Source organism: Haloparvum sedimenti (genome assembly GCF_001462205.1).
Classification (GTDB): domain Archaea; phylum Halobacteriota; class Halobacteria; order Halobacteriales; family Haloferacaceae; genus Haloparvum; species Haloparvum sedimenti.
Genome location: NZ_LKIR01000013.1, coordinates 1 through 4,889, shown reverse-complemented (window position 1 = coordinate 4,889; position 4,889 = coordinate 1). Strand labels below are relative to the sequence as shown.

General features: G+C 55.9%; 6 protein-coding genes. 2 read left to right on the top strand and 4 right to left on the bottom strand.

The window, feature by feature from the left end:
• Positions 1 to 278: 278 nt before the first annotated feature.
• The 3 genes from AN233_RS01140 to AN233_RS01130 all read right to left on the bottom strand — a co-directional run bounded on the left by AN233_RS01140 (position 279) and on the right by AN233_RS01130 (position 2,961).
• On the bottom strand, positions 279 to 830 hold the full coding sequence (locus AN233_RS01140; RefSeq protein ID WP_125919943.1) for a hypothetical protein: 552 nt from the start codon (positions 828 to 830) through the stop codon (positions 279 to 281).
• Entirely contained in the window at positions 827 to 1,780 is a 954-nt protein-coding gene (locus tag AN233_RS01135) for a ParA family protein (protein ID WP_058365046.1), read from the bottom strand. Before AN233_RS01135 ends, AN233_RS01140 begins: the two co-directional genes overlap by 4 nt.
• A gap of 749 nt (positions 1,781 to 2,529) precedes the next feature.
• Complete coding sequence (locus AN233_RS01130; protein ID WP_058365045.1) at positions 2,530 to 2,961, bottom strand: hypothetical protein; 432 nt, start codon at positions 2,959 to 2,961, stop codon at positions 2,530 to 2,532.
• 132 nt (positions 2,962 to 3,093) lie between these two features.
• Here AN233_RS01130 and AN233_RS01125 point away from each other — a divergent pair, with 132 nt between their 5' ends.
• Positions 3,094 to 3,669 (top strand): hypothetical protein, encoded by a 576-nt coding sequence (locus AN233_RS01125; protein WP_058365044.1) that lies wholly within the window; start codon positions 3,094 to 3,096, stop codon positions 3,667 to 3,669.
• A 46-nt stretch (positions 3,670 to 3,715) separates the two neighbouring features.
• Entirely contained in the window at positions 3,716 to 4,156 is a 441-nt protein-coding gene (locus tag AN233_RS01120; RefSeq protein WP_058365043.1) for a TRAM domain-containing protein, read from the top strand.
• Between the two features lie 88 nt (positions 4,157 to 4,244).
• On the opposite strand, the gene AN233_RS17820 is transcribed toward AN233_RS01120, so the two are convergent.
• Entirely contained in the window at positions 4,245 to 4,457 is a 213-nt protein-coding gene (locus AN233_RS17820) for a stress response translation initiation inhibitor YciH (protein WP_235853656.1), read from the bottom strand.
• Positions 4,458 to 4,889: the final 432 nt, after the last annotated feature.

Genomic DNA, 4,889 nt, shown 5'->3' with positions numbered 1-4,889 from the left:
TGAATTCCGCGAAATCGCGCTGATGTGTGTCGTCTATAACATCAAGCGCTTCGTCAAACAGTGAATCTCTACGCCTTACAGCGATTCAACACAGCCGTAACAATTGAAAGCCTTACTAGATAGTTGGTTAGAGCGTATCTGGCTGAGTTCTACCACTCAGGTTTCTCCTCATGTACGGATGGACCATTCGTCTTTAGAGTTGGCAAGGATATGCTCACAAGTCTGTATATTGATGACGTCAAGGAACAGTTCGAAGCCAATTACGGAAGCGCATAGGTTCAGTTGTCGTACTGGATGCCCCATTCTTCAGCCATCTCGAAGACGTCATCGAGGTGTGCGAGGCCGTACACCATCGCGAACTCGCGAAGATCGGCCTTTGTGATGTTCGTGCCATAGCGGTCCTCGAACTCGGTTTGGGCCTTTCGGACAAGGTCGTCGACGTCCGGGTTGAGTTCGAGCGTGGTCCGGTCGCGTGCCGTCGACGTTCCATCTCGCCACGTCGCGTAGGGGACTGGCGGCGACTCGGAGTGATACTCCGGTTGCATGAGTGCTCTCGCGAGCTGCTCGTTCGAGTGCCTGCGGCCGGATTTAAGGTCGCTAATGTAGTCGACTCCGGTCTCGGATTCTTGTCCGACACCGGCTTCACGTAAGTCGTCGCGCCTCGTATTACTCGACGCCTGTCCAGTGGTCTCGTTGGTCGATTCGTCGTCCTCGACAGGCTGCGTGTCTTCCATGTCCATCTCTACTGATTCGTCGGCTTGAGTGTCGTCGCCTTCGTCATTTGTGTCCTCGAACGGGTTCTCCATATCGCCGCCTGACTCGAAGCTCATTGTGACACCTCAGCGGCGTCGGGACCGCCAGTTGTCAGCTGAGAGAGGTCGACTTCTCCCCAGATGTCGTTCCCGTGGAATAGATCTTCTCGCGGCCACCCGCCGTTAGGGAGGTCTTGGCCCGCGCGATGGTAGATGTACGATGCGAGGGTGCGGAACTTCGGCATGATGTCCGCGTTGTAGTCACGGATGCGGCCGTCCTTCAGCTGAGAAAACACCGTCTCGTAGTTCTCCTCGGCCTTCTCGAACGCACCGAGGTTTTTGAAGTAGACTGGAGCCGGATACTGCTCGTGAATCTTAGTGAGGTACTCTTTGTGAATCTTCTTTCCGGCGTCGACTTTCGATGGAACGACACCGCTTAGTGTGATGTTGATATCCATCTCTTCGGCGAAGTTGCGGGCGCTGTCTTCGACGCCGGCGATGCTCTCGATGCCGCCGCGCGTGGGTTCGGCAGGGATGAGGATGTTGCGGGTGGCGTAGAGGGCGAGATAGTAGCCTTCGTCGGCTTTCGCGTTCGGATCGACGAGCATGACGTCGTACTCGTCCTGAATGTCGTTGTCTTGGAGGACTTGGAAAAAGCGTTTGTATCGGGGATACTCCCACTCGGGGGGTTTGGACGCTTCGAGGTAGTCGGCGTGTTGGTCGAGGCGTTGGTCGACGCGGTTGAAGCGTTTGTGTGAGGGAATGACGTCGATGCCGTCGTCGGCCGTGCGAATGAGATCGCGGAACGGCCCTTTGCCCTGGTCAATGAGGTGGAGCGTTAGGTCGTCGGCGTCGGGGTTGTGTTTGTCTTCGTCGACGCCAAGATAGTTCGAGACGCTCCCATTTTGCGCGTCGAAATCCGCGATGAGGACGTTGAGACCGAGTTCGGCGTAGGCGGCGGCGAGATCTCTGGTGATCGTGGATTTGGATTGGCCACCACTCTGGTTATAGACGGTTATTGGTAGCATGTGCGCACCATCATCCGCATCGATAATAAGAGTTGCTCAGACACACACCACATTACTCACTGTAGCAACTACAGACCACACCTTATGACCATACTGTACGTTCATAATGACCGTTCACAATGGACGTTCATAACGGACTGCCACAACTGATGTATGTGGGTGAGTAAAGCAAAATTCGCCGGATGTCGGCACGCTAGGTAGAACAAGGTCGGGCCGTCGACCATTCTTCTCCCTCGATACGGAGAGAATCATTCAGCTACAACAGCTACCGACGCTCTGCATATAATCTCGTACCGTGATCGACGGGGCTCAGATGATCTCCCAGCCAAGAGTCCCCAGCCCCGTAATCAGTCGTGAAGATGTCAAGCAAGCCCATCCGCTATCTCTCTTGGACGGTTGATCCCCTGAGTTCGCCGAAGAAGACTACACTCTCGCGGCGTTGTGGGGCGGCAGAAAGTGAGATTTCGCCAATGTGGTCAATACAACCGTGGCGTGATTTCGCCAGAAATAGATGACACGATTGGGAAGGACAACCGACTCAGCCCCAGTATTTCCCGATTTAGCTTCGACAATGAATCCACCTTCACAGCCTCGGAGGATGGAATTGATGCGTGCCTTCTGTTACGATTCATCTGTTCTGAATCGAAATCGAGACTGATCTCCATTGTGGGCTTTGCGCTGGTTACATTTCCAGAATATCTCGAATGTCGAGCTCTCCGTTCAGCAAAACGCACGCTCCGCGGTCTATTTCAGTTCCGTTCATCTGGACGGTCGACGTCTTCGGCGGTCTTGATTTCGTCCGTTTTCTCGACTTCGGCGAATAGCTCTCGGTACGCATCGGGCTCGAAGAGGTTGTTCCGGTCGAACAGCTCGCGGGCGGCATTGGTGAGCTGAAAGAACCGGTATGGCTGGCCCCGCTCGAGCCCCTCACGATCTCGCTCGATGGCCTTGATCAGCCCCACCTCCTCCAGCCGAATGAGGTGGTCGGTGAGCGTCGACGCGGCGACGCTCGGGTTGTAGTATTCGAGTTCTTTCTTCGAGGGCGCGCCTTTCGGATGACCGACAATCGTCCCGATGATATTCGCGCGGGTCGTGTCGTCGAGGGCACTCAACGCTGCGATCGGATCGAGGCCGGCCGCGTTCTCGGCTGGCGTGAGCGGGGTGGCGTCAGGCCGGGACATTGTGTCTCAGTGTTTGTCCCCTGGTCAGATAACCATTTCGGTGAAACTCGAAGTGGTACCCAGAGTGCCGGGGCATTCCACTTCCGGTCGTATTTCCGTACCGTTAGGTGGCGGTAGTGAATCCTACCCAGTATGACCAACGACGACGCTACCCGTCCCGTCATCGACAAATTGGGTGACCAGCCGGGCGAGACGCTCACACCCGAACGGGTCGAGGCGATCCAGACCGCGATGCACGAGGACCTCGGACGATTCATCAACAACACGTCCTACTTCGTTCTCGGTTCCTACGGTGAGGAGGAGCGACCACGATTGGAGGCTGTTCGCGACCAACTTGCGAGCGATGCCGCAGCCTCAAACTCCGATGATGGTGTCGACGCATTCCTGATGGACGATATTCTGGACATCTCGGAGTTCTTCACGTCGAAATTCAAGCTGTTGGTCAGCTACGCGGATCATATCGTCGGGGTGTACGAACACTCCCAGGGCGGACACGCGTGGGAAGCGGGCTACATCGATCAGCCGACCTATCGGGAGCGAACGCGAGCCTTCTATCGAACGTACGAGACTGAGGAGGAACAGTACGCGGCCTACGACGGGATGTTCGCACACTATCTCCTCTCGATGGAGCGGGTGGATCGTGCGTACACGTGGACGACGCCCGATGACCTTCGTGACTATATTGAGGATGCTTACGCGCCGGACTGACGGCGTGAGGAACGACTATTTGCGTCGGATACTGAATCTTCTCGTGATGGTCGACATCCCTGATACACTTCGCTCGGTATTTACTGCGACTATTGAGTCCGAGGACGGAAGCTGCACATTCGAGGTTCCAGCGAGTGAGGTACGTCACGACGCTATTCAACCCGGTGAAACGTATCGAATCGCTGTTCTCGAAACCGGGCATACAACGGCGCTATCCGATACACCGTCCGCGGACAGATCGTCTGAGACCTCCCCGACCACTCAGGAGCAGGGACCCCCCGAGCCGCCTGTTGAAGAGGGTGAGATTCGGGAGGTGACGATTGAGACGATTGGTGACCAGGGCGACGGCATCGCGAAGGTTGACCGCGGTTACGTCGTGATCGTTCCGGAGGGGCAGCCCGGTGACGAACCGACCGTTGAGATCGAACAGGTGCAACAGAACGTCGCCTTTGCTACGATCGTTGAGCCGGACCCCCGAACGCTGTGAGTGCTCCTCTACCAAATCGTTTAGTTGATGCTGTCGGTAACGACGGAACCAGTGGAGTGTTCTACAGGATATGAAGAATCGTACTGTTTTATCTGACGGAGTATCCGTTTGCTTTGAGAAGTTCGCGGACGCGTTCCTCGTGATCGCCCTGGAGTTCGATGTGCCCTTCTTTGACGGTGCCACCAGTTCCAAGTGTAGATTTCAGTTCTGAGGCGAGTGAGTCGAGATCGGTGCCACCTTCGAACCCCTCGACGACGACCATTTTCTTTCCATACCGGCGTTCTTCCGTTCGGACAGTCACCTGTTCTGTCGCCCGATCGAGATCAGCGAGCGGATTGCCCCATCGAATCAGTAGCGTAGATAATTTCGATGAGATGGTGCGAGAGCGGTATTCTCATATCAGGCTGGAGAGTTAGGAGACGTTGCTATCGAGGCGCTCGAAGATATCGACAGTATACCGCAGTGAATTCATATAGCGTACGAGGGCTGCACTGTCGTGTTCACACCGCTTCGACGGTGAACAGCGAATCGTCGTTGAGGACGACCTGCACGCGCCGGTGCCAGGCCTCGGCGAATGCCGCCCGCTGCTCCTCGCTCGCGGACCCCTCTAGAATCCGCTGGAGATTCCCGATTGCGGGCTGTGTTGAATCGCCATACAGCAGCGAGTTAGGCCGCTAAATCAAAGGAGTTGAAGCGAGAGAATGCGGTTGTCTATGACGCAAATCTCCCGCTT

What these genes read in the sequence shown, in the direction of transcription:
- AN233_RS01140 (WP_125919943.1), bottom strand. Translation starts at nt 830, where the DNA reads ATGAGCTTCGAGTCAGGCGGCGATATGGAGAACCCGTTCGAGGACACA.
- AN233_RS01135 (WP_058365046.1), bottom strand. Translation starts at nt 1,780, where the DNA reads ATGCTACCAATAACCGTCTATAACCAGAGTGGTGGCCAATCCAAATCC.
- AN233_RS01130 (WP_058365045.1), bottom strand. Translation starts at nt 2,961, where the DNA reads ATGTCCCGGCCTGACGCCACCCCGCTCACGCCAGCCGAGAACGCGGCC.
- AN233_RS01125 (WP_058365044.1), top strand. Translation starts at nt 3,094, where the DNA reads ATGACCAACGACGACGCTACCCGTCCCGTCATCGACAAATTGGGTGAC.
- AN233_RS01120 (WP_058365043.1), top strand. Translation starts at nt 3,716, where the DNA reads ATGGTCGACATCCCTGATACACTTCGCTCGGTATTTACTGCGACTATT.